Annotated in this window: 22 protein-coding genes; 8 read left to right on the top strand and 14 right to left on the bottom strand. The window is 44.5% G+C overall.

The genetic code is table 11. The features are described from left to right. Window positions 1–72: 72 nt before the first annotated feature. The 3 genes from ACLWNV_RS00110 to ACLWNV_RS00100 are packed head-to-tail and all read right to left on the bottom strand — an operon-like array spanning window position 73 to window position 3457. Entirely contained in the window at window positions 73–861 is a 789-nt protein-coding gene (locus ACLWNV_RS00110; protein WP_413585866.1) for a succinate dehydrogenase/fumarate reductase iron-sulfur subunit, read from the bottom strand. Window positions 862–871: 10 nt separating this feature from the next. After that, a complete protein-coding gene (locus tag ACLWNV_RS00105) occupies window positions 872–2788 on the bottom strand; it encodes a fumarate reductase/succinate dehydrogenase flavoprotein subunit (protein WP_413585865.1) in 1917 nt (638 codons plus the stop codon). A gap of 12 nt (window positions 2789–2800) precedes the next feature. Next, the gene (locus ACLWNV_RS00100; RefSeq protein ID WP_413585864.1) at window positions 2801–3457 is read right to left on the bottom strand and encodes a succinate dehydrogenase cytochrome b subunit; all 657 of its coding nucleotides are present in this window, start codon (window positions 3455–3457) and stop codon (window positions 2801–2803) included. A 183-nt stretch (window positions 3458–3640) separates the two neighbouring features. Here ACLWNV_RS00100 and ACLWNV_RS00095 point away from each other — a divergent pair, with 183 nt between their 5' ends. The 8 genes from ACLWNV_RS00095 to ACLWNV_RS00060 are packed head-to-tail and all read left to right on the top strand — an operon-like array spanning window position 3641 to window position 11189. Further along, window positions 3641–4414: an electron transfer flavoprotein subunit beta/FixA family protein gene (locus ACLWNV_RS00095; RefSeq protein WP_413585863.1), complete on the top strand. Its 774-nt coding sequence runs from the start codon at window positions 3641–3643 to the stop codon at window positions 4412–4414. Window positions 4415–4423: 9 nt separating this feature from the next. Continuing rightward, on the top strand, window positions 4424–5392 hold the full coding sequence (locus ACLWNV_RS00090) for an electron transfer flavoprotein subunit alpha/FixB family protein (RefSeq protein ID WP_413585862.1): 969 nt from the start codon (window positions 4424–4426) through the stop codon (window positions 5390–5392). A gap of 32 nt (window positions 5393–5424) precedes the next feature. Beyond that, entirely contained in the window at window positions 5425–6048 is a 624-nt protein-coding gene (locus ACLWNV_RS00085) for a lysophospholipid acyltransferase family protein (RefSeq protein ID WP_413585861.1), read from the top strand. A gap of 53 nt (window positions 6049–6101) precedes the next feature. Further along, entirely contained in the window at window positions 6102–6911 is an 810-nt protein-coding gene (locus ACLWNV_RS00080; RefSeq protein WP_413585860.1) for a peptidylprolyl isomerase, read from the top strand. A gap of 12 nt (window positions 6912–6923) precedes the next feature. Next, a complete protein-coding gene (locus tag ACLWNV_RS00075; RefSeq protein WP_413585859.1) occupies window positions 6924–7892 on the top strand; it encodes a peptidyl-prolyl cis-trans isomerase in 969 nt (322 codons plus the stop codon). Continuing rightward, complete coding sequence (locus ACLWNV_RS00070) at window positions 7885–8829, top strand: peptidylprolyl isomerase (protein ID WP_413585858.1); 945 nt, start codon at window positions 7885–7887, stop codon at window positions 8827–8829. Before ACLWNV_RS00075 ends, ACLWNV_RS00070 begins: the two co-directional genes overlap by 8 nt. After that, a complete protein-coding gene (locus tag ACLWNV_RS00065) occupies window positions 8822–9778 on the top strand; it encodes a 4-hydroxythreonine-4-phosphate dehydrogenase PdxA (protein WP_413585857.1) in 957 nt (318 codons plus the stop codon). Before ACLWNV_RS00070 ends, ACLWNV_RS00065 begins: the two co-directional genes overlap by 8 nt. A 43-nt stretch (window positions 9779–9821) precedes the next feature. Further along, window positions 9822–11189, top strand: a complete 1368-nt coding sequence (locus ACLWNV_RS00060; RefSeq protein WP_413585856.1) for a phosphomannomutase/phosphoglucomutase — start codon at window positions 9822–9824, stop codon at window positions 11187–11189. A 97-nt stretch (window positions 11190–11286) separates the two neighbouring features. On the opposite strand, the gene ACLWNV_RS00055 is transcribed toward ACLWNV_RS00060, so the two are convergent. The 11 genes from ACLWNV_RS00055 to dnaA form a co-directional block, all read right to left on the bottom strand. Then, complete coding sequence (locus ACLWNV_RS00055; RefSeq protein WP_413585855.1) at window positions 11287–12297, bottom strand: MerR family transcriptional regulator; 1011 nt, start codon at window positions 12295–12297, stop codon at window positions 11287–11289. Between the two features lie 244 nt (window positions 12298–12541). Beyond that, window positions 12542–12859, bottom strand: coding sequence for an ATP synthase F0 subunit C (locus ACLWNV_RS00050; RefSeq protein WP_413585854.1), 318 nt, complete (start codon window positions 12857–12859; stop codon window positions 12542–12544). A gap of 37 nt (window positions 12860–12896) precedes the next feature. Next, window positions 12897–13604 (bottom strand): F0F1 ATP synthase subunit A, encoded by a 708-nt coding sequence (gene atpB / locus ACLWNV_RS00045; RefSeq protein WP_413585853.1) that lies wholly within the window; start codon window positions 13602–13604, stop codon window positions 12897–12899. Further along, on the bottom strand, window positions 13576–13950 hold the full coding sequence (locus ACLWNV_RS00040; RefSeq protein WP_413585852.1) for a hypothetical protein: 375 nt from the start codon (window positions 13948–13950) through the stop codon (window positions 13576–13578). Before ACLWNV_RS00040 ends, atpB begins: the two co-directional genes overlap by 29 nt. After that, window positions 13947–14177 carry an AtpZ/AtpI family protein gene (locus ACLWNV_RS00035; RefSeq protein ID WP_413585851.1) on the bottom strand — a complete coding sequence of 77 codons (231 nt, stop codon included), beginning with the start codon at window positions 14175–14177 and terminating at the stop codon, window positions 13947–13949. The genes ACLWNV_RS00040 and ACLWNV_RS00035 overlap by 4 nt, the downstream gene beginning before the upstream one ends. Next, the gene (locus tag ACLWNV_RS00030; RefSeq protein WP_413585850.1) at window positions 14177–14974 is read right to left on the bottom strand and encodes a tetratricopeptide repeat protein; all 798 of its coding nucleotides are present in this window, start codon (window positions 14972–14974) and stop codon (window positions 14177–14179) included. The genes ACLWNV_RS00035 and ACLWNV_RS00030 overlap by 1 nt, the downstream gene beginning before the upstream one ends. A gap of 1 nt (window position 14975) precedes the next feature. Continuing rightward, window positions 14976–17462, bottom strand: a complete 2487-nt coding sequence (gene gyrA, locus ACLWNV_RS00025; protein WP_413585849.1) for a DNA gyrase subunit A — start codon at window positions 17460–17462, stop codon at window positions 14976–14978. A gap of 23 nt (window positions 17463–17485) precedes the next feature. Then, on the bottom strand, window positions 17486–19915 hold the full coding sequence (gene gyrB / locus ACLWNV_RS00020) for a DNA topoisomerase (ATP-hydrolyzing) subunit B (RefSeq protein WP_413585848.1): 2430 nt from the start codon (window positions 19913–19915) through the stop codon (window positions 17486–17488). A 52-nt stretch (window positions 19916–19967) separates the two neighbouring features. Then, a complete protein-coding gene (recF, locus tag ACLWNV_RS00015; protein ID WP_413585847.1) occupies window positions 19968–21095 on the bottom strand; it encodes a DNA replication/repair protein RecF in 1128 nt (375 codons plus the stop codon). Then, the gene (gene dnaN, locus ACLWNV_RS00010; protein ID WP_413585846.1) at window positions 21095–22201 is read right to left on the bottom strand and encodes a DNA polymerase III subunit beta; all 1107 of its coding nucleotides are present in this window, start codon (window positions 22199–22201) and stop codon (window positions 21095–21097) included. Before dnaN ends, recF begins: the two co-directional genes overlap by 1 nt. Before the next feature lie 235 nt (window positions 22202–22436). After that, window positions 22437–23855 (bottom strand): chromosomal replication initiator protein DnaA, encoded by a 1419-nt coding sequence (gene dnaA, locus ACLWNV_RS00005; protein ID WP_413585845.1) that lies wholly within the window; start codon window positions 23853–23855, stop codon window positions 22437–22439.

Raw genomic sequence — 23855 nt, 5'->3', positions numbered from 1 at the left:
GGTTCAGTGTCCTGAACCCCTTAGAATCATTAATATTTGGATAAACTTTATGACTTCAACGAAATCTAAGCGTTAGCCTGCGCCGCCATCTTTATGCTTAGGTCTTTTCGTCAACGAAGCACCCAAGAACTGACGGTTCATGCGAGAGATATTGGTCAATTGAATCTCTTTAGGACAAGCAGCTTCACAAGCACCTGTCGTCGTACAAGCACCAAAGCCCTCGGAATCCATCGCCGCAACCATACGCAATGCGCGTTCATTTTTCTCTACAGCACCCTGTGGAAGAAGCGCCATGTGAGAGATCTTAGCTGAAGTAAACAATGCTGCAGAAGCATTCTTACAAGCCGCCACACACGCACCACAACCAATACAAGTTGCAGAGTTCATCGCTTCATCGGCGTCCGCTTTAGGGATCAGAATTGCATTTGCATCCTGCGGATTACCAGTGTTTTGAGAGATATAACCACCAGAGGAAATGATTCTGTCGAAAGAGGAACGATCCACCATCAAGTCTTTGATAACCGGGAACGGGGACGCTCTGAAAGGTTCGATCGTCAAAGTTTGGCCGTCTTCGAAGTTTCTCATGTGAAGTTGGCAAACAGTTGTCGCTTTCAACTTACCGTGTGCTTCACCGTCAATAACGAAACCACAAGTTCCACAGATACCTTCGCGGCAGTCGTGGTCAAATGCAATTGGCTCTTCACCTTTAGCAACGATTTCTTCGTTTACTGCATCCAGCATTTCCAGGAAAGAAGCATGTTCAGAAACGTTCTTAGCCTGGTATTCAACAAAAGAGCCCTTATCTTTAGCGCCTTTTTGTCTCCAAACTTTCAAAGTCAGATTTAAATTTTTTCCACTCATTTTACGCCTCTTATTTATAGCTACGAGTTGCTAGGTGAACGTTATCGAAAGTAAGTTCTTCTTTGTGGCGAACAGATGTTTTTACATCACCTGTGTATTCCCACGCAGCCACGTGACAGAAATTCGCATCGTCACGTTTTGCTTCACCATTATCCTGATATTCTTCACGGAAGTGGCCACCACAAGACTCTTGGCGCTCAAGAGCATCACGGCACATCAACTCACCCAGCTCCAGGAAGTCAGCAACACGGCCGGCTTTTTCAAGCTCAACATTCAGATAGTTTGGATCACCTGGAATACGAACATTTTGCCAGAATTCTTCACGAAGTTTTGGAATCTCCTGAAGCGCCTTCTTAAGACCGGCTTCATTACGACCCATTCCGCAGTTTTCCCACATGATGTTGCCCAGCTCTTTATGGAAGCTATCAACGGTACGGTTACCTTTGATACCGATAAGAGTGCTGATTTCTTTTTTCACGCCATCAGCCGCTGCTTTGAAAGCATCGTCAGTGATGGAAACTTTATTCAGCTTCGTACCGCCAAGGTAGTTACCGATGGAGTATGGAAGCACGTAGTAACCGTCTGCCAAACCTTGCATCAATGCAGAAGCTCCCAGACGATTTGCGCCGTGGTCAGAGAAGTTCGCTTCACCCGCAATGAACAAGCCTGGAATAGTCGATTGAAGATTGTAGTCAACCCACAAGCCACCCATTGTGTAGTGAGGAGCCGGGTAGATCTTCATTGGACGTTTATAAGGATTTTCGCCCGTGATTTTGTCGTACATTTCAAACAGATTTCCGTAACGTTCAGAAATCTTGTCTTCACCCAGACGTTTAATAGCGTCAGCGAAATCCAGGTAAACTGCTTTACCGGATTCATTCACGCCGCGGCCTTCGTCACAAGCGTACTTCGCCTGACGTGAAGCCACGTCACGAGGAGCGAGGTTACCGAATGAAGGGTAAACGCGCTCCAGGTAGTAATCGCGTTCGTTTTCAGGAATGTCATTAGGGTGACGTTTATCACCAACTGCTTTTGGAACCCAAACACGGCCGTCATTACGAAGGGATTCAGACATCAATGTAAGTTTAGACTGATTTTCGCCATGAACCGGAATACATGTCGGATGGATTTGCGTGTAGCAAGGATTTGCAAAGTAAGCACCACGCTTGTGAGCTTTCCATGCAGCTGTAACAGCGCAGTTCATCGCATTTGTGGAAAGGAAGAACACGTTTGAGTAACCACCGGAAGCAACGATAACTGCGTCTGCTTCGTGGGATTCAATTTCGCCCGTCAACAAGTTACGAACGATGATACCACGGGCTTTACCGTCGATAACAACCACGTCCAACATCTCACGACGATAGCGCAGTTCAACAGTTCCAGCGTCAACCTGTCTCATCATTTGCGAGTAGGCACCCAACAAAAGCTGCTGACCTGTTTGACCGCGGGCATAGAATGTACGGGAAACTTGAGCTCCACCGAAGGAACGATTTGCCAGTGTGCCGCCGTATTCACGAGCGAAAGGTACACCTTGGGAAACCATCTGGTCGATGATGCTTGCAGACACTTCAGCCAAACGATAAACGTTCGCTTCGCGGGCACGGAAGTCTCCGCCCTTAACAGTGTCGTAGAAAAGACGGTAAGTGGAGTCACCATCATTTTGATAGTTCTTCGCTGCATTGATACCACCTTGTGCCGCCACGGAATGGGCGCGGCGAGGGGACTCATGCACACAGAATACTTTTACTTTATAACCAAGCTCGCCCAAAGAGGCCGCTGCAGAGGCGCCGGCAAGACCCGCACCCACTACGATTACAGAGTGTTTTCTTTTATTCGCTGGATTTACAAGTTTGTTTTCAAACTTGGCTTTTTCCCATTTGCCTTCGATTGGACCACTAGGAATTTTGCTGTCTAAAATATTAGCCATGATGTGTGCCCCTTAGTGAGTAAGGAAAAGGTAAAGAGGTTGAGCGATAAAGCCAAGGGCTACGATGATACCGTAACCAATGCTCAGCTTCGTCCAAACATTGCGGTAAGTGCCTTCCATCAATCCCAAGGATTGGAAAGTTGAACCCACGCCGTGTTTCAAGTGGAAGCCCAGAATAACCAGAGCGATTACATACCAAACCACATAACCTGGTTGTTGGAAGACTTCTTCCATCAGTTTTGCCAGGTCACGCATCGGCACACCGCCGACATTAGTTTCATAGTAAGAGCCGTATTTAAAAGTGATCAAGTGCAGGATCACGAAAACCAAAATCAAAGATCCCTGGATCGCCATCGTTCTGGAAGCCAAAGAAACTCTTTTGGTACCGGAAGCTGCCACAGCATAACGCTGACCTTTTGCTTCACGATTGTTTTTCGTCAATGAAATGGCCATTGCAACGTGAACAATCAGGGCCAAAACCAAAACGGCCTCTGCAATGTAGATGATTTTTCCGCTTGTCAGCGCGTGGCCGTAAGCATTGTAAGCGTCATGGCTTACAAAAATGAGCATGTTTCCGGCCATATGAGCCAGGACGAAACCTGCCCAGATTAGACCAGTCAAACCCATTAGGTATTTCTTCCCGACAGTCGATCCGAGAAATGAAAACATGGTGTGAAACCCCTTGTGTTATAGCTGTGAATTCTCATTAAGTTTTTAATTAACTTACTCCTCGGGGGTTTGATTTGTCCATGACCCCTGTCATGTTTCGCAACATGTTAGACTTTGAGGATTTAGTTTTGCCTCTGAAATCATCTAACGATAGAACTGGTCCTCTAAAAACGGGGTAAAAATATGAAGATTTTCGTGTGCATCAAACAGGTGCCAGACACTGAAACTAAAATCAAAATCTCTCCCGACCAAACCGGTATCGATACGGCGGGAATTAAATGGGTTATGAACCCTTACGACGAATACGCTGTCGAGGAAGCCAACAAGCTTCGCGACGCAAATCCAGGCTCTCAAGTTTGGGTTTTGAGCGCGGGTCCTAAAGCACGCGTAGTTGAATCTTTGCGTACTGCTTTGGCAATGGGTGCTGATGAAGCCATCGTTATTAACGGCGAAGGTCTGGATAATTTCTCAACAGCAAAAGCACTTGCTGAAGTGATCAAAGCTGAGGGCGGAATGAAAATCATTTTCACCGGCAAGCTTGCAATCGACGACAATGCTTCTTCTGTAAGCCAAATGATGGCTGAATTCTTAAACGTTCCTCACACGACTGTGGTTTCTAAATTCGCATTCAATGGCGAAAACGTAACTGTTGAGCGTGACGTTGAGGGCGGCGCTAAAGAAGTTGTGCAAATGATGACACCTGCAGTGGTTGGCGCAAACAAAGGCTTGAACATGCCTCGCTACGCTTCTCTTCCAGGTATCATGAAAGCGAAAAAGAAAGTGATCAAAGAGATCGAGTTCGCTTCTTTGAACATTCCTGCGACTGACATCAAAGTAAAATACTCTGGCATGACTCTTCCGGCAGACAAGCCAGCTGTAAAAATGCTTTCCGGCGACTCTTCTGCACAAGCAGCAGAGCTGGTTAAACTTCTTCGCGACGAAGCGAAGGTTCTGTAGGAGTTGGCAATGGGTAAAGTATTGGTATTTGCTGAACAAACAAACGGTAAACTTAAACGCAGCTCTATGGAGCTTTTGCAGGCAGCTGCGAAATCCGGCAACACCGTTGTTGCTGTGACTTTCGGCTCTCACGCAGGTGATGTGACGGCAGCTATCGGTCACAACGGTGCTTCTGAAGTTCATGTTGTGAAAGATGCTTCTTTGGATTCTTACAATCCAGAGTCATACACTGCAAACATGGTTGCAATCGTTAACAAAGTTCAACCTTCGATCATCCTGTCTTCCGCCTCTTCAACAGGTAAGGACTTGTTCCCACGTGTTGCTGCTCGTCTGAACACGGGTGTGGCATCTGATTGCACTCAGTTGACAATCAACGGTGACAACGTAACTGCTGTTAAACCGATGTACTCTGGTAAAGCATTCGCGACTGTTAACTTCGAAAACAGCCCGATCAAAATCGTTTTGATGCGCGCAAACCAACTTCCGGTTGATGCGGCTGACACTGCAAAATCTGCAAACGTCGTTGAGCACGCAAACTCGGCAACAGATTTGAAAACTTTGATCAAAGAAATCGTTAAAGGTGCCTCTGAAAAACTGGATCTTACTGAAGCGAACATCATCGTTTCCGGTGGTCGTGGTTTGAAAGAAGCTGCAAACTTTAAGGTTTTGAACGATCTTGCTGACGTATTGGGGGCAACTGTTGGTGCAACTCGTGCGGTAGTGGACGCTGGTTGGGTAGGACACGGTATGCAAGTGGGTCAAACTGGTAAAACAGTAGCACCTTCTTTGTACATCGCTGTTGGTATCTCTGGCGCGATTCAACATTTGGCGGGTATGGGTTCATCTAAAGTTATCGTTGCTATCAACAGCGATGCAAATGCACCGATCTTCCAAAAAGCGACTTACGGTATCGTAGGGGACGCTCTTGAAATCGTTCCAAAATTGACTGAAGAGTTCAAAAAGGCTCTTCACCACTAATCGTGTTTAGGAAATACATACTTCCTATTATCGTGTTTGTATTTTACCGAACCCTCTCATGGACATGGAGGGTTCGGCTCTTTGAGCCCGAATCACTGAAAAAATCCCTGGAAAACAGAAGCCCTGTTGTACTTGCTCACTGGCATGGTGATGAGCTGGCACTTCTTTCGATCGTTAAACGCTATCGGATCGCCACCATTGCATCGCAGTCCAAAGACGGCGAGTTGATGGCAACGGTGCTTAAGTGGATGGGTGCAAAAACCAGTCGCGGATCATCTTCGCGCGGCAGCGTTCAGGCTTTAAAAGGTCTTTTGCGTTTAGTAAAAGACGGGGGAAATTGCAGCTTTGCAGTTGATGGCCCCAAGGGCCCGTTACACAAAGTGAAGCCGGGCGTGTTCGAACTTTCGCGCATGATTCACGGACCCATTTACGCCGCCGGAGTCTATGTTGATCGCGCCGTTTATTTCCCAAGATCATGGAACAAAACTTTTCTGCCAAAACCGTTTGCGAAGGTTGTTATTGTCTGGAGTGAGAGTCTTCCTCCGGTCACAAAAGAACAGGATCCAAGAAACCCAGACCTTGCTCTAGAGTTAGAGTCCCTTTTACACCGTACTCGCGAGCAAGCTGTTAATTTCATTGCGGATAATAATGCCTAGTGCTAGCGTTTTAACATAGTTTGTATTCAACTTTTTAAAGGGACTTTTAAAGTATGAAATTAGTTATCAGCATCTTGATGCTCATCGCAGCACCCGCGTTCGCGCAAAAATCTTCTGAAGTGTTGGCTCAGGTGGGCAAAAAGACGATCACCCTGGACGAGTTTAACAAAAAGTATAACGACATTAAGACTAAAACCACGAACCCTCCGACCAAAGATCTTTTCCTTGAAGATATGGTTCGTTATGAAGTTGGTTTGCAGGAAGCTGAAAAACGCAATCTTGAGAAAGATCCTATCGTTCAGGAGCAGCTTCGCCAGGCAATGTACAAAGCCCTTCTTGAAAAAGAATTGGGTCCTAAGATCCAAAAAATCACGATTTCTGACAAAGAAATGCAGAACTGGTACAAAAATAATCCAGAAATCCGCACCAGCAACATCCTCATCGAGTTCAAACAAGGTGCTACTCCTGCACAGATCGCTGAAGCACGTAAACGCGCTGAAGAAATCTATGCGGAAGTAAAAAAATCCAAGCGTCCATTTGAGGAGCTGGTTAAGCTTTACTCGGACGACGCGATTTCCAAGCAAGCAGGTGGTGACATCGGCTGGCAGTCTCGTGTTACAATCGTTCCTGCTTACTACGAAGCGGCTGTTTCAATGAAGGTGGGTGAGGTTAACGGGCTCATCGAATCTCCATATGGATTCCACATCGTGAAGCTTACAGGTCGTCGCAGTTTTGAAAACGCTGACAAACGTCAGATCAGAGCCGCAGTTTACGACGATAAAAGAAAAGATATCTTTAATGAGTACTTCGAGAAGTTGAAAAAATCGTACTCAATTAAGGAAAATAAAAACCTTATCAAGTAAGGAACTATTTAAATGAAATTCCTAAAGAGCCCCGTTAAAGCGGGGCTTTTTATTTTAATCAGTATGGCGTTGGCGGGTTGTCCTTCCAACTATCAAAAACTTTCCAAAAAACCGGTGCAGAAAGTTAATGAACACGTTCTGACCGCCAAGGAATTTTCAAATCTGCTGGCGCGAAAGCTTAAAAACTTCGACGCCCTGGCCGCCAAAGATCCAAACAACGTTCAAAGAATCAAAGAAGAAGTCCTTCGCGACTTTCTGGTGAAAAGCCTGACACTTGATTGGGCCAGAGCCCAAAAAATTGTGGTTTCAGAAAGCGCTCTGGATAAAGAAGTGGATAAGTTGCGAGCGAACTATCCCGATGATCTTTCTTTCCGTCGTGCACTGGCTCAGGAAAACCTTTCCTTTGCGGAATGGCGCGAAGAGCTTCGCTACAGTTTGATTGAACGTGAAGTCTTTAAAAAAATTAATGAAAAGGCGAAGCCCATCGCCGAAGACGAAATCAAGCGCTACTACGAAGATCATAAGGATATGTATAAACGCAAAGAGCGCGTCTATATCCGTCAGATCGTCATCGACGAAGAAGCCAAAGCGGATGCCATTAAAACTGATTTGAAGACCAAGGATTTTGCAGAATTGGCCAAGAAGTTCTCCATCACTCCAGAGGCAAAATCAGGTGGAGTTGTGGGTTGGATTGAAAAGGGCACGGTGGACTATTTCGACCGCTTATTTACAAACTCCGCAGGCATCCAAACCATTAAAAGCCCCTTCGGCATACACCTGATTCGCGTTGAAAAGAAGGCTCCGGCCTCCACTTTGACCCTTGAAGAGGTTCGTCCACAGATTACGCGCGCACTTAAAGCACAACGCGAGCAGGCGGAATACGTCGCATGGCTTGATGCTCAGCTCAGAAGTAGTAAAGTCCTAAAGGATCACGAGTTGATGAACTCCATTTCCGTAGATACCAGAGGGAATAATGATTAGTTTGCTTGTTTCATTGCTTATTGCCGTACCCGTAAAGGCCGAGTTGGTTGAAAAGACTCTGGCTGTAGTTAACAACGAAGTTATCCTGGAATCAGATCTAAAGGAGCTTCAAACACGTATTTCAAAGCCCGGCATGATCGACGATGCTTTGACGGATGGTAAAAGTCTTGAAGAGCTAAAAAAGAATCGCAAAGCACAAATGGAATATCTGATCAATGAAAAGATCCTTTCTTCCGAAATCAAACGCTTAAATCTGAATGTTACTAACGCCCGCGTTGAACAAGAGTTCAAAGATATCGCGAAAAGAAACAATGTTAGTGAAGCGGAATTGATCAGCGTTCTAAAAGGCCAGGGCGTCGACATCGTTGAGTATAAAGTTTTTTTGAAAGAGAAAACTGAAAAATCCAACCTGATGGATGCTGAGATCATGTCAAAGATTCGTATCTCTGATGAAGAGGCTTTGAACGAGTATCTAAAGGCAAATCCAAAAAACAAACCATCTATCGATGAGTTTTCAGTTTCCCATATTTTCTTTAATCCAAAAAAAGGTGGCAGCGAAGCAGCCTATAAGCGTGCGGAAAATGTACTTTCCAAATTGCGCTCTGGGGAAAACTTTGAAACTTTGGCTCAGCAATTCAGTGAAGATCCAAACTTTTCATCGGGTGGTGCTTTAGGAACGTTCAAATCCGGCGAGTTCATGCCGGAAGTTGAAGAGGCCATCTCGAATCTTTCTGTTGGCGAAACCACAGGAATTATTAAATCCCGCATGGGCTTTCATATCGCAAAGCTAACGGGTCGAAAACTGACTTCGGATCCTAATTTTGAAAAACAAAAAGATCGCATCAAGGCGCAGCTGATGGAAACAAGCTTCAGACGTCAACTGAAATTGTGGTTACAAAACAAACGCGACGACTCCTTCGTCAGAATCAATGAGTAACCTGCGAATCGCTCTTACTACAGGAGATGATGATGGCATTGGCTTTGAAGTCACTGCCAAGGCCCTGCACAAAATCGGTCCGCAAAAAGGCATCCAATTTATCCTGTGGAGAAACGACAGTGCCTCCACAAAATACCTGAAACTAATCGATCAAAAATTCGAACGCATCGTTGTGGATTCATTGGAAGAGGCTCTAAATATCGAAGGGCCTTATCTGATTGATATCTGTTCTGACCTGTCTCCGGCACATTGGGTGGAGCTTTCAGCCAAAGCCTGCATGAAAAAGCAATTGCAGGGAATTGCGACAGGTCCACTTTCAAAAACTCTGATCAAAGATGCCGGTTTCAAGGATCTGGGTCACACCGATATTTTAAAACGTATTTCGAAAACCAAAACGGTGCACATGGGATTTGCGGGAAGCGAATTTAATGTGGTGTTGGCGACAGGGCACCTGCCAGTTGCGCAAATCACCAAGCACATCAGCTTTAGCACTGTCGCTGAAGCTCTGATTAATGCTGATCTCTTACGTCAGGCCTTGCCAAAATCACAGCGTAGCAAACCTATTGGGGTTCTGGGACTAAATCCCCACGCGGGCGAGCAGGGGATGATAGGTAGCGAAGAGTTGATGGTCTTTCCAAACCTTGCCTCGTTCGCGAAAGAAAAAGGCATTCCTTTTGTGGGGCCTTTAGTTCCGGATGCAGCGTTTTTTAAGGATAACTGGAAGAAGTATTCCGTATACCTTTGCTTGTATCATGACCAGGGTTTGATTCCATTTAAGATGATACACGGGCAGGACAGTGGTGTTCACATCAGCCTGGGAATTCCTTTTGTAAGAACCAGTGTTGATCACGGAACAGCGAAAGATATTGCCGGGAAAAACAAAGCAAATCCAAACTCCATGATCGATGCAATAAAGTGGGCTATTAATTTAACTCGACAGCAAGCTTAGTTAGTATTAAATCTAGTCATTTCCAATACCTAGTGAGGTTATAATGTATCAACCGGTGATTTTCAGAGAATACGACATCCGCGGCGTTTATAACGGTCAATTTGACGACAATTTCGCATATCTTTTGGCGCGCGCTTTTGTAGTTCACATGAAGAATGTTAAAAACATCTCCAATCCAACACTGACCATCGGTCACGATGCCCGTGTAAGCTCTCCAGCCATCGTTAAGAGCTTGGAGCAAGGATTTGTCGATTCAGGTGCTAAGGTTATCCACTTGGGCCTTGTAACAAGTCCTGTGTGCTATTTCTCAACCTTCACGATGAAAGTGGATGGCGCAGTTCAAGTAACTGGCTCCCACAATCCTCCAGAGTTTAACGGTTTTAAAATCTCTTTCGGTAAAACGACGATCTTTGGTGAAGAAATTCAAACTCTTCGTAAGATTATCGAAAAAGGCGAGTACATTGATGGCAAAGGCTCTGTGGAGTCTTTCGATATCCGTCCAAGCTACTACGAGCACTACAAAAAAGAATTCGGCCAAATGAAGAACGTTAAGGTCGTTTTGGATTGCGGGAACGGTGCCGGCGGTTCCGTTGTTCGTGGTTTATTTGAAGCTTGCGGCTTGAAACCAACAATCATGTTTGAAGAACCAGATGGAACTTTCCCAAATCACCATCCGGATCCAACGGTTGAGGAAAACCTTGTGGATTTGGCGGCACAGGTTAAGAAAGAAGGCGCAGTTTGCGGTATCGGTTTTGACGGCGATGCAGATCGTATCGGTGTAGTGGATCACACAGGCCGTATGGTTTACGGTGACGAGCTGATGACTATTATCTCGCGCTCGATCCTTGAAACAAACAAGGGCGCAAAAATCGTGGGCGACGTGAAGTGTTCTGATCGCTTGTACCATGATATCGCAAAACACGGTGGCCAACCCATCATGTGGAAAACGGGTCACTCTCTAATCAAAGAAAAAATCAAAACTGAAAAAGCACCTTTCGGCGGCGAGATGTCTGGTCACATCTTCTTTGCTGATCGCAACTTCGGTTACGACGATGCTCCTTATGCTGGTCTTCGCCTGGTGGAAATCCTGGCTAAAACCGGTAAAACAATCCCACAACTTCTGGAAGGTTTGCCTCCGGCATTCAACACTCCTGAAATCCGCATCGACACCACTGAAGAGAAAAAAGTTTTGATCGTGGAAAAAATGAAAGAAGCCTTCAAGGGCGGCCCAGGCGCAGACTACAAAGTAGACCTGACTGACGGCATCCGTTTGAGCTTCGAAGACGGCTGGGCATTGTGCCGCTCTTCCAACACACAACCCGTATTGGTTGTGCGCTACGAAGCCACAACAGCTGCCGGCATGAAACGCATCCAAGACCGCGTCGAAGCCGTAGTGAACAAATACCTATAGTTCCGCTTGCGGACGTCCGCACACCCGCTACGGGTGTGCAAACCGACAATTATGTCCTCATGAAGGGCTGGCGCCAAAACGTCAGCCCTTTTTTATTTTAAAGCACCGTGATTTGATCTGTTTGTAGGTGTTCTTTTTTGAAGCCAGAATCCATCACCGCAACCAGGGAAGAAACAATCGCCATTTCTTCTTCAAGACCCATGATTCTTTTGAGTTTTATTTTTAGATCTTCACGAGGAGAAGCAAGATTGAACGCAAATAGATCTATCACTTCGCCATCGCTCACGGCGCCACCAATTCTGTGAATTTGATCCTTCAAGCCTTTATTTTTTGAAGTATAAAAGGTTCTGCCCTCACGAATGATATCGGATGCGGCGAGGTTTATGGATGCACGGTCGTCACCATTAAACACCGTGCTCATATGTGGACCGGATTCCGTGTACAGTCGTAGGTATTGCTCTTCAACTTCTTCAGATGACGTGCTCATGCTTTTAATAACCACAACGTCTGGATGAATTTTATCGACACCATCACTTGAAAGCTGATCTTCATGAATTAAAACTATATGTGGCTTCTGTTCGGGCGGCACCATTGACGTGGTCCACTCAATTACTGGAATTTCAACATTAGCGTTCTTAAAATACTTTTGAATACACGTTGCAATTTGGCTCAAATTTCCAATACCAGTAACGACGATCGATACTTGCCCATAGGTTCTCAAAATAGCTCTCCTTTGTTTAGCCTTCAGTGGCTCGTTTCCTTTTTTCAAGGAGGAGAGGATATTCGTGATCTGATGTTCCTGTTGCTTTAGCAAATCAGATTGTTCAGAAATGGCTTTCAATCTGTTCGTCATCGCCTCTGTCATTTGCTGTACATTCAGCGACTGATTCACCTCCAACAAAGACTTAATTTCAACGAGGGTAAATCCAAGATCTTTGAAGTCCTTGAGACGACGGGCGATCTCGAGTTGTGCCTCATCGTAATAACGATAGCCGTTCTCGCCACGCACATGAGACTTCAATAGACCCATGTCTTCATATAAACGTAGAGCTTTGGCTGAAACGCCGATCTCTTTCGCAAATTGTCCGATAGTAAGCCAGTTCTTCATCCTAACCTCAGGTTATTTATCGAGGTTGTCCTTGGGGCAAGGTAAATAGAAAAAATGAAGGCCAATCTAAGTATATTAGGTCTGATCTGAGAAAGTGCGGACGGCCGCACACCCGTAGCGGAAGTGGGAATTCTTGGAGAAAGTAAGGCCGTACCTTTTAGAAATAAAAAAAGGCCGGGACGAACCCAGCCTTTTTAAAATCATTTCTGATCTTTTTAATTACTGCGCTTAAAAGCGCCGTTAATTAAGAAAGTTTCAAAGCGATGATCAACGCGTAGATAACTAGAGACTCGATAAGAGCTAGACCCAAGATCATTGGGATCAAAAGCTTACCAGAAGCCGCTGGGTTACGAGCGATACCATCAAGTGCTGTAGCAGCAGTTTTACCTTGAGCCATAGCGCCACCGAATACCGCTACTGCGATAGTCAATGCAGCTGCCAAAGCAACCATACCTTTATCAGTACCAGCTGCAGCAACTGGAGCAGCTGCAACAGCAGCGTCTTGAGCGAAAGCAGATACAGAGGCGAACATAGCAACTAGTGCAACGATCATTTTTTTCATGTGTTTCTCCTTTAGAGAACGGTTAAATATTTGCTTCTTAGTGGTCGTGTGCAATCGCGAATGCTACGTAAACCATTGAAAGCAAAGTAAATACAAAAGCCTGAACAAAGCATACGAACAATCCCATGATATAGAATGGAATTGGTACACCGATTGGTACTAGATCCAAGAATACAGATAGTACCGTATGGTCACCCATCATTACGTTAGCAAGACGAAGACCCAAAGAGAATGGACGAACCAAGTGGGATACGATTTCGATTACAAACATCAACGGAGCCAGGAAAATTACCGGACCCATGAAGTGTTTCAAGTAAGCGATAGGACCGTTTTCTTTCACACCCTGGAAGTTATAGAACAAGAACATCAAGATACCGAAACCGAAAGTCGTATTGATGTTTTCAGTCGCCGGAGTCATTCCCGGGATCATACCAAGCAAGTTGTTGAAAACGATAAAGAAGAATACTGAAGTAAAGAACGGAACATAGTGCTTACCGTGTTCACCGATAACCATTTCGGAAAGTCCCGACATCATCTCAGTCAGCATTTCCATGATTCCACGAAGAGAAAATTTATCAGCTGGAAGAACAGCCGTTTCACCTTTACCCAAAGATGCACGCGCCATCAAACCGATACCGATTGTTGCAACAGTAGCTACTGCCAAAGTTGCTACGTGATAATATTCAAGGCCTACACCTGGAACTAGTTGTGTCCAGTTAAACGGGTGGTGTGCTCCTGCCGCCATCTTCTCTTTCCTCTCTCAAAGCTTCACTGATCGCATAATAGATTGCTGAAACAATAAAGCTAGCAACACCCACAGCAAATGCGATTGATGAAAACCAATCGAGTTTAACTAGAGTGAAGATAATAATGCCTAAAATCGCGTACTTAAATACAATGAGGGAGATAGCTAGGGCAACCAATTTCTTTTGGAAGATCAACCCGTATCCCAAGCCCATCAAGGCAAAGCTAATAAAGATAGTTAGAGAGCCCCAAAGGAAGGAATCCGCATGATTAGGTGCGGCAAAAAACAGCAGGGCAACGTAGCCGATAGCTGTTATTAGGGCCTGACAAATTAAAACTCTTTTCATTTACCTAGGTTCTTTTTGGCGTTTTCTTTTTCTTCCTGGGCTTCCATACGCTTTAAAAGCCAGATAACGCGTACAAGCCAGCCAACCAAGGCCGCCAAGCTTAAACCAACAAAGGCCATTCCCTTAGTTTGGTATTTCGCATCCAGAAGTTCGCCCAAGTAAAAACATCCGATGATCAACCCGACAAGTTCGAAGCCAATGGATGCAAATATTATATACTTTCTCATTACTTCCTGAAGCCTTTCGCACCTGGGGCATTTTTCATGCGCTCTTGAAGTCGCTTAATACGAAGTTCTATGTACTCGGGTGGGCTGTATTTATCGCGGTAACCTTCAAGCACTTTGATAGCTTCCTTGAAGTTGTCGTTTTCCTCATAACAAACTGCCAGGACCAAACCGACATTTTCCTGAACCGATCTTTGCGGATACTTATCGATCATACCTTTAAAGATATCGATCGCTTTTACGAATTCTTTTTTGGCGACCAGGATATTACCTTTTAACATCAACGCCTGAAAACGAATGTTGTCGTCTGATTTTAAGCGCAACAGCGAATCAATCTCTGACTCGGCCTGAAAGAAATTATTCATGTAGTAATTCGCGCGCGCGATACTCATCTGATACTGGGACGCCTCAAGATCTGTGTGAGGCATTTGCTGAAGTTTACTGAACTCCACAATCGATGCCTGGTAGTTCTGCAGGTTATTGAAATAAATTTCCGCAATCTGTTTTTGCGACTGCACGCGCTCTTTTTCATCTTTTGAGTGAAGAACAATAAAGCGATGATAAGTGATCGTGCGCTCGTAATCTTTAAGTTCAAAGAATGAAACCCGGGCCGCTTCGCGAGCTGCCTCTAAAGGATATTCTGAATCATTGTTTCTTAAGATGACGCGATCGAAGTAATCCAGGGCAACCTTGTAGTTACCCTGGTTCACATTTTTTTCAGCGAGCTTGAAATCGCCGCGCTCCTGGGAGGAACAGGCGGAGAGGAGTAATAGTAAAACAACCAGAACTCCTCTCATCATACTAGTGAGTTACACCTTCGGGAGCAGTTGGAGCCGCAGCCTCATCCGAGTGATCGTCTTCAACAACCGCCAGACCAGTTACGGTTTCCTCTTTTTCGTCGATATTAATCAAACGAACACCCTGGGTGTTACGACCCAGAACAGAGATGTCCGTCATTTTCATACGGATGACCTGTCCTTTATCAGTCGAAAGGATCAATTCATGTTTCTCAGAAACTTTTTTCGTACCGACAACGTTACCAACTTTGTCAGTTGTTTTCTGAGTGATGATACCTACACCACCACGGGACTGAACACGGTATTCGCCCACTTCTGAACGTTTACCGTAACCTTTTGAAGTCACCATCAAGATTGTGTCAGGAGTATTCTTTTCAAGAACTTCCATCGCCACAACCACGTCGTCTTTCGCCAGAGTGATTGCTTTCACACCGCGAGCCGTACGACCCATTCCGCGCACGTCATTTTCGTTGAAACGAATCGACATACCTTCTTTGGTTGCGATGAAGATGTCTGACTGGCCGTCAGAGATTTTCACATCGATGATAGCGTCATCAAGATCTGTGGTAAGGGCGATAACACCCGCAGTTCTTGGATTCGCGAAAGAATCCATAGACGTTTTCTTGATCACACCTTTTTCAGTCAACATCACTGCAAATTTGTTTTCATCAAACTCGTTCACTGGAAGGATCGCGCGAACGCTTTCGCCGCTTGCCAGTTGGACAACGTTTGCCAATGATTTACCTTTGGAAGTACGGCTGCCAAGTGGAAGCTTATGAACTTTCACCCAGTACACTTTACCTTTATCAGTAAACACCAGAAGCATCGTTTTAGTGGAAGCAGAGAACAAGTCTGTTACGTAGTCTTCTTCTTTTGTTTCCATGCCCTTCAAGCCTTTACCACCACGTTTTTGAACACGGTATTCAGCTGTTGGCATACGTTTGATAAGACCTGTGTTTGTGACAGTCACAACCATGTCTTCGTCAGCGATCAAATCTTCGTCTTCGATATCGTCCAGGCTGCCTTGCAATTGAGTACGGCGAGGGTCAGCGTAACGTTTTTTCATGTCTTCAAGCTCACCAACGATGATCTTGTAGATTTCACGAACGTCAGCCAAAACGAATTTCAACCAGTCGATAGTTTTTTGAAGCTCCGCAAGTTCTTCGATGATTTTATCACGCTCTAAACCAGTCAAACGTTGCAAACGCATTTCCAGGATCGCAACTGCCTGGCGCTCAGAGAATTCAAACTTAGACATCAAGGCTTCACGAGCCGCATGTGCTTCTTTAGAAGCGCGGATCGTTTTGATAACTTCTTCGATGTGATCCAGGGCTTTTTTCAAACCCTCCAGGATGTGCGCGCGCTCTTGGGCTTTCTTAAGTTCGAAGATACAACGTTTCGTAACTACGTCACGACGGTGATCAACGAAAGCTTCAAGCATGCCTTTAAGGTCGAAAGTAACCGGTTGGTTTTTCGCATCAAGCGCAAGCATGATGATACCAACGGAAACCTGCATCTGAGTGAATTTGTACAAGCGATTCAAAATAACGGAAGCGTTTTCGCCACGTTTTAGATTGATTACGATGCGCATACCTTCACGGGAAGACTCGTCGCGGATGTCAGAGATACCTTCGATTTGTTTGTCGCGAACAAGGTCAGCGATGCTTTCGATAAGCTTCGCCTTATTAACCTGGTATGGGATTTCCGTGATGATGATATCTTCACGGTCTTTGTTCGGAGTAATTTCCGCAACTGCCTTAAGTGAAATGATACCGCGGCCTTTTTTATAAGCCTGCAGGATACCTTCACGACCTGCGATCACACCTGCAGAAGGGAAGTCTGGCCCCTTAATGTGCACCATCAGGTCTTCAAGTTGGCAAGTAGGGTTGTTGATCAAATGGATTGTACCATCGATCACTTCACCCAGATTGTGTGGCGGAATATTTGTCGCCATACCAACTGCGATACCTGAAGAACCATTCACAAGAAGGTTCGGGAATTTCGCAGGAAGTACCAAAGGAATTTGCAAAGAGTCGTCATAGTTCGGACCGAAGGCTACTGTTTCTTTTTCAAGATCATTCAGTAGTTCCTCTGCCATCGGAGTCATGCGAATCTCAGTGTAACGCATAGCTGCCGCGCTATCACCGTCGATAGAACCGAAGTTACCCTGACCATCTTCAAGAGGGTAGCGAAGAGAGAAGTCCTGGGCCATACGAACCATTGTTTCGTAAACAGCCGAGTCACCATGCGGATGGTATTTACCGATTACGTCACCCACCACACGGGCAGATTTCAAATACGGTCTGTTATGACGGTTGTTCATTTCGCTTTGAGCGAAAAGAACGCGACGATGTACAGGTTTCAAACCATCACGTACGTCTGGAAGTGCACGACCCACGATAACTGACATCGAATATTGCAAGTATGCTCCACGCATTTCCTTGCTAATATCGACAACCGTGACGCCTTTTTCTTGATTACTATTTTCCATATTCAATCACCAATACCTAAAAATTAAACGTCAAGGCTGCGAGCCAGTAGAGCATTTTCGTGGATAAAGTTACGACGAGGCTCAACCATCTCACCCATCAAGATAGAGAATGTTTCATCAGCCGCAACAGCGTCTTCGATCGAAACTCTTAGAAGAGTTCTGTTTTCCTTATTCAGTGTAGTTTCCCACAACTGCTCCGGATTCATCTCTCCCAATCCTTTATAACGTTGGATGTAGATTCCTTTTTTCGTAGATTCCATAACGTGTTCATAGAACTCATTGTAGCTTTCGAATTGAACTTCGTTTTCGCCTTCAATGATTGTTAGTGGCAATGTGCTGATTGCCTGGATTTGACCCCAGATCTTGCGAAGCTCGATCATTTCTGAAGAGCGCAGATTATCCAGACTGAATTTTGTCGTCATGCGGTCTGCATAACGAACAGTGTAGATGTCTGCGTAAGGTTTTCCTGTAGCTTCATCATTTTTAACTTCTGCTTTGAATTCAGTGATTCCAAGTTTTGGATCCGCATTCACCCAAGCAGTCATATCAGCAAGAACAGATTTGATCTTACCTTCATCACCCAATGTTTTTTCAAGATCAGCAACTTTGCTTAGCATGAAATACAAAACATCTTTGTCGTATTTCTTGGAAGAAACACGAAGCAGGCTGTTGAATTTTTGGATGTTCAGAATCAACTGACGAAGATCTGATTCAGGCAGGTTTTCTTTGCCTTTGATTTTGAAGTTATTCAGACCAGAGCTCAAAAGATACTCAGTCAAAGCTGCTTCATTTTTCAAGTAAGTTTCTTCTTTACCTTTTTTCGCACGGTACAAAGGTGGTTGTGCGATGTAGATGTAACCACGCTCAAGTACCAATGGCATTTGGCGATAGAAGAACGTCAAAAGCAAAGTCATGATGTGCGATCCGTCGACGTCGGCATCGGTCATGATGATGATTTTATGATAACGGATTTTATCAACATTCACGTTGTCTTTACCGATACCAGTTCCAAGTGCCGAGATAATAACTTTAATCTCTTCAGAAGAAATAATTTTATCAAAACGCGCTTTTTCTACGTTTAGGATTTTACCTTTCAAAGGCAAAATCGCTTGCGTACGACGATCGCGACCTTGTTTCGCGGAACCTCCCGCGGAGTCCCCTTCCACCAGGTATAGTTCGCAAAGAGCTGGATCACGTTCCTGACAGTCCGCCATTTTACCTGGCAAAGAGCCACCATCGAGTGCCGTCTTACGACGAGTCAGATCACGTGCTTTACGAGCCGCCTCACGGGCACGCGCTGATTCCACACACTTCATGATAACGTTTTTGGAAACGGAAGGATTGCGATCCATCCAGTCAGCAAGTTTTTCATTCACCAAAGACTCGACGATACCTTTTACTTCGGCATTACCAAGTTTAGTTTTCGTTTGGCCTTCGAATTGTGGTTCGCGAACTTTTACAGAGATAACTGCTGCCAAACCTTCGCGGATGTCTTCACCCTCAAGGTTTGTTTTCAAATCTTTCAAAAGATTTTTTTCAGTCGCGTAAGCGTTCGTTGTACGAGTCAAAGCGGCACGGAAACCAACAAGGTGAGTACCACCTTCGTGAGTGTTGATGTTGTTACAATACGTGAAGATAGATTCAGAGTATGAATCATTCCACTGCATTGCGATTTCAACGTCGACATTGTCTTTTTCACCTTTGAAGTAAACAACTTCGTTGTGAAGAGATTTTTTAGATTGGTTCATGTACTTAACGAACTCAGCAACACCTTCCGCGTATTGGAAGTCTTGTTTTTTACCTGTGCGTTCGTCAGTCAATGAAATATGAAGACCGGCATTTAGGAATGCAAGTTCACGGAAACGATTTGCAAGAGTTGCGAAATCGTACGTCAAAGTTTCGTCTTTAAAAATTTCGCGATCTGGTTTGAAAGTTACTTTCGTTCCAGTTTTAGTTGTCGCTTCACCTTGTTCTACTGGCGCAAGAATTTTACCGCGCTCGTAGTTTTGTCTCCAGAAGTGACCTTCACGTTGAACTTCCACGTTCACGCGAGTTGAAAGGGCATTCACAACGGAAGCACCCACGCCATGCAGACCACCAGAAACTTTATAACCACCGCCATCGAATTTACCGCCGGCGTGAAGAACTGTCATAACAACTTCAAGAGCTGATTTACCAGTTTGTTTTTGAGTTGCGACTGGAATACCACGACCGTCATCTTCGACAGTGATGGATTCATCGGAGTTGATTGATACTTTGATTGTTTTGCAATATCCCGCAAGATGTTCGTCTACCGAGTTATCCACAATCTCATACACAAGATGGTGGTAACCTTTGAAAGCTGTATCACCGATGTACATTCCGGGACGTTTACGAACTGCTTCGAGACCTTCAAGAACCTGAATTGAATCAGCCGAATAGGAAGCTGGCTGTTGTTGTTCTTCTGTAGACACTGTAACCCCTCATTGCTTTGCATACCACTCGACGCTGTCGAGTAAGTCGCGTTTATGCATCAAGGATTTGGCCATCCTTGATACGCACGACGGAAAGCTGATCAAGGCTGAACGATTCGGGCAATGTGAAGTCTGTCGTCGTAACAAAAATTTGAGTGTTGATCTCGTGTAAGAACGTAATCAGCGCATCTCTTTTGGTTTTATCGAGCTCAGATAAGACATCGTCTAACATCAGCACAGGATAGGTTCCGTGAGCCTTCCTATGATACACAATTTGGGCCATTTTGAAAGAAAGAATGATGGCTCTTTGCTGCCCTTGGCTACAAAAAAATCTTGAGTCTTTTCCACCATATAGGAACACGATGTCGTGCTTGTGTGGCCCCACCAAACTGGTTCCAGATGAGAGCTCCGCATCATGCAATTCTCCGAGACGTTTTTCGAGCGCCATTTGGACTTGTTCACGAGTGAAACTCACAGCATTCTCGTCTGAAACCAGGTATTCCACCGAGATATCCACAGCAGAATTGCTGGAAATGTATTGCATGGCATTATTAAAATCTTTCGCCAAACCAGCGAGAGCCGCGATGCGCGCGTATGTTAAATCCGTCGCTAAACGCACAAATTGCGGGTGTAGAGACTCTAAAAGGTTCTGGGTAAGCCCACGATCAGCCTCACCCTCAACAAAGTTCTTAAGCATCTTGTTGCGAGTTTTCAGTGCTTTACGATAATCCGCGATCAAATCCGTGTTCTTACGATCGAAGGTCACAAGTAAATCATCAACCAGTTCGCGGCGGTGATCTGCACCTTCCTTGATCGCTGCCAAACTTTCGGGACTGAATACAACACTGGCGAAAACTTTTCGAACATCAGCCGAGGTCACACGTTTTTCATTCAACGTCAGAACCTTGCGACTTTTAGTTAATCCCAATTTCAATTTGTAGTGAAGATCGTTCTGAGTAATCAGCGCCTGAATAAGCGATTCCTGATTATTCGAATTGATCATGGTGGAGTTGTCAGAGTAGCGAAAGGAATCTCCTTGGGAGATCATGTACATCGCTTCAAGAAGATTTGTTTTCCCCTGGCCATTGTCTCCGACGAAAACATTCACACGAGGGGAAAACTTCAGGACTACGTCTCGGTAGTTACGAAAATTTACAAGACGTAGTCGTTCAAAGATCATTAGATTCTCATAGGCATAACAACGCAAGTGTAAGAAGCGTCGTTATGAGGTCTCATCAAGCCTGGAGACAAGTGATCATTCAATTCGAAATCAATCTTGTCGTGAGTCATGCTGGTCAAAATGTCAGTGATGTATTTCGCATTGAAACCAATTTTGATTTCTCCGCCTGCATATTCAACTTCGATTTCCTCTTTCGCATCACCCAACTCTGGATTGTTCGAAGAAATTTCCATACGGCCGTTTGAAAGGTTCAACAATACCGCTTTGGATTTTTGATTCGCCAAAAGAGAAACGCGTTTTAGTGAAGTCAGGAAAGCTTCCTTGTTGATCATCACTTTTTGCGTCAGCTTCTGTGGAATAAACTGTTGATAATTCGGGTACTTTCCTTCGATCAAACGAATCATCAGGATTGTTGATGAATGTTTAAGTACGAATTGGGAGCCTTCCACAGCTATTTCCACATTACCATCGATACCTTCAAGAATCTTTTTGATTTCGTGAAGACCTTTACGGGGAATGATCACACCTTGAGTTGCAGAAACTTTCACATCAGAAGAGTTTTTGCTAACCAAGCTCATACGGTGACCATCAGTCGCAACCATTTTGAAACCAGCTTGTGGATTCAATTCAAAGAATACACCGTTCAAGTGGTAACGAGTTTCATCGTTCGATACAGAATAAATTGTTTTATCAATCATCTCTTTCAAAACTTGTGCATCAATCTTGATGAAAGCCTGAGAGTTGTATGTCGGGAAGATCGGATACTCTTCCGCAGAGATGCCCACAATCTTGGACGTGTATTTCCCTTGTTTGATTTCTAACCAGTTATTTTCTTTTTTGATTAAAGTGATTGGACCTTCAGAAAGTTCTTTTGCGATTTCGAAAAGACTTTTTGCTGATACTGCAACTTTACCTGGCTGATGAACTTGAGCTTTGATTTGGTCTGTAAGACTTACTTCCAAATCTGTTGCGAATACTTTCAGTAAGTTTTGATCAGCTTCAAGAAGTACATTGATGAGAATTGGCATTGTGTTGCGCTTCTCAACGATATTTTGAGTTTTACCGATAAGGCTTAATAGATCTCTTTTATCAATTTCGATCTTCATAACAAATCCCTCTTAAAACACCCTTCTTATTATCTATTACTATTAATATAAATAACTAGTAGTAGTAGTAGGGGCGTGGAAAACCTAACAAATCCTCTAAGTGCGTGTAAACACTAAAAAACAGTTGTGGATAAAGCCTCTGTACAAGTTAGGCTGAAAGTTGCGAATTTTGGGGGTAACTCAGATCCACATTTGTTCCCCCAGATTCTTCCACAACTCTATCCACAGTCCACATTCACACTCCTGTGATATTGTGGATTCTTGTCTCTAAATCCTCGATATCTTTTGAGATATCTTGATCCGTTGCCTGTAGAGATTTCACACGATCCAGTGCGTTCATCACTGTTGTGTGATCTTTTCCGCCGAATGCTTTGCCGATATCTACAAGCGACTTGTCCAAAAATTTCTTAATTAAGTACATCGCAATTTGACGTGGAACGACAATTGGCTTGGCGCGCGTAGAGGATTTTAGATCCAAAACTCGCACTTTAAAGTGATCCGCAGTCAGTTTCATAATCTCTTCAACAGAGATAGTGGATTGTGTTTCGTGATGTGAAAGGATGCGCTTCACAAGCTCACCATCAATCGGCAAACCTTGAAGCTCAGAGAACATCTTAACCTTCTTAAGATTGCCTTCCAGCTCTCTGATAGAACGTTTGGATATGCGTGCAATGTGGTGAACCACGTCTTCAGGCAATCGCATATTAAACTTTTCAGCTTTGTATCTAAGGATCGCGATACGAGTTTCCAAATCTGGCATCGTAATATCTGCAATCAAACCGCGTTCAAGACGGGTGCGGCTGCGATCTTCCAGGCCGTGGATATCCTTCGGCATGCGATCACTAGCCAGGATAACCTGCTTACGCGAATCAATGAAACTATTCACAGTGTGGAAGAACTCTTCCTGAACGGCTTCACCACGAGCAATGAACTGAACGTCGTCGACCAAAAGAATATCCGAGTTTTCGCGGTACTTTTGGCGGAACTTATCCATTTCATGGCGACGGATGGCTGAAATACACTCATTCATGAAGCGTTCAGCGGACAAATATGTAATTCTAAGATGCTGAAATTGCTCGCGAATGTGATTTCCAGCCGCGTGCAAAAGATGGGTTTTACCCATCCCAACCGGTCCATATATATAGAGAGGATTGTAGTCATCTGCCCCAGGGTTGCGAGCTACGTTAAAACAAGCTGCATGGGCAAATTCAGAATTTTTTCCCACGACGAAGGTCGAAAAGGTCAAATCCACATTTAAAGAGTCACTGGACCTAGGTTGAGTAGTCTGAATAGCCTGAGCACGTGACAATTGTGCCTGAAGAACCTCAGATCCCTGGTTAGTCGGAATCTCTTCAGAAGTAGCCATTGTTTCAATGTGTGTATTTACTTTGGCCCCAGTAACATTAAACTCAACCTCAAAAGGACGCTGGTAAGTATCTGAAATTTCTGTATAAATTTTATCCTGAAGATTCTCGATCACAAAATACTGGTGAAGAGCATTGGGTACTCCGAGTATCAATTTGGGACGTTCAAAGGAACCACCAGTACTGATGTACTCAATAGGATCAAGCCAAGTATCTAATAACTTATTGTTATCATTACGACTTTTCATTTTTGACTTAATTAATGTCCAAAAAGAAGCGTTTAACTCCAT

It is taken from the genome of Bdellovibrio sp. HCB274, from assembly GCF_047306075.1.
Taxonomy (GTDB): Bacteria; Bdellovibrionota; Bdellovibrionia; order Bdellovibrionales; family Bdellovibrionaceae; genus Bdellovibrio.
This window is presented reverse-complemented; position numbering and strand designations above follow the sequence as displayed.